A 1,268-nucleotide genomic window follows, 5' to 3' on the forward strand; every position below is an offset into this window, starting at 1 on the left:
CGGCGCGAAGCGCCGCGGAAAGGCGAGCGGCAAAGCCGCGAGCCAAGGACGGCGAGTTCGAACTAGTCTACCAGGGCCGCCTCGACGACGCGTTGAACCCCGACGACGAACCGACCCGGATCCACATCCGCGAAGCCATCGACGCCGTGCTGGCGGGCGAGGACGTCGACCTCGAGTGGCAGCCGTCTCGAGGCTGCTCGATCAAGTGGAAAGATCAGTAAATCTGTTCTCACTGCGTTTCCAGCGTATTTCGAGCCGAATTCAGCGAGGCGTTCGGCCCCAGACTTTAGTCTCCGGTCGGTGTGGAAGAAGTCGGTATGAACCAGAAACCTCGCGACAACGTCCTCCGCGAGACCCTCGAGTCCGGCGAGGTCGCGCTCGGGGTCCTCGAGAACACGTACAGCCCGACGGTAGTCGAACTCTACGCGGCGCTCGGCGTCGATTTCGTCTGGATCGACCTCGAACACGGCGGTCCGAGTCCGCGGGACGCGGGCCGACTGGAGGACCTGCTCCGCGCGGCTGACGGCACCGACACGGAACTGCTGGTGCGCGTCCCCGATACCGACCCCTCGCTGGTTCGAAAGGCCCTCGACGCCGGCGTCCGGAACGTCTTTCTTCCGCGGGTCGGGAGCGCCGAGGAACTCGAGGCGGCGGTACGAGCGGGCCGGTTCGAGTACGACGGCGAACCCGGGCGGCGCGGCATGGCCAACCCGCGTGCCAGTCGCTGGGGGCTGACCGACGAGTACGTGACCGGCGAGGACGACTCGGTCGTCGTCGGCGTCACGGTCGAAACCCAGTCGGCCCTCGACGAACTCGACGACATCCTCGCGGTGCCGGAACTCGGCTTCGTCTTCATCGGCCCGCTCGATCTCTCGGTCTCGCTGGGCCATCCGGGCGAATTCGACCATCCGGCGGTCGAGGAGGCCGTCGAGACGATCAGGTCGGCCGCCGTCGATGCGGACGTGCCGGTCGGTGGACTCGGATTCGGCATGGATGACGTCAACGAGAAGGCCCAAAACGGGTATCAACTGCTGAATATCGGGACGACGGCCGGTGCGTTACAGTCCTCGGTCACCGGCTGGCTGGACGACTACGACGGCGAGTGATCGGTACGCGGCTCGAACCGGACGGCGCGATGGCCACGTTACCGTTGGACGGCACGCCGGTACTGGACCGGCCACTGCTTCGCGACGGCCTCCGAATCGCGCTCGAGGTCGCCGGCCGCGCGGAGTCCGAAGTACGGATCGCGGAGGAACTCCCGACCGACG

1 protein-coding gene and 2 pseudogenes are annotated in these 1,268 nt (G+C 66.9%); 2 read left to right on the plus strand and 1 reads right to left on the minus strand.

Annotated elements, in window-relative coordinates; translation table 11 throughout:
• Nucleotides 1-221, plus strand: a pseudogene (locus PGX04_RS24710) (hypothetical protein); the annotation flags it as partial.
• Between the two features lie 96 nt (nt 222-317).
• The gene (locus PGX04_RS24715; protein WP_273740930.1) at nt 318-1,106 is read left to right on the plus strand and encodes an HpcH/HpaI aldolase family protein; all 789 of its coding nucleotides are present in this window, start codon (nt 318-320) and stop codon (nt 1,104-1,106) included.
• Between the two features lie 38 nt (nt 1,107-1,144).
• Here PGX04_RS24715 and PGX04_RS24720 read toward each other — a convergent pair.
• Nucleotides 1,145-1,268: pseudogene (locus PGX04_RS24720) on the minus strand (NADH:flavin oxidoreductase/NADH oxidase); the annotation flags it as partial.

The sequence above is a fragment of the Natrinema soli genome, from assembly GCF_028618695.1.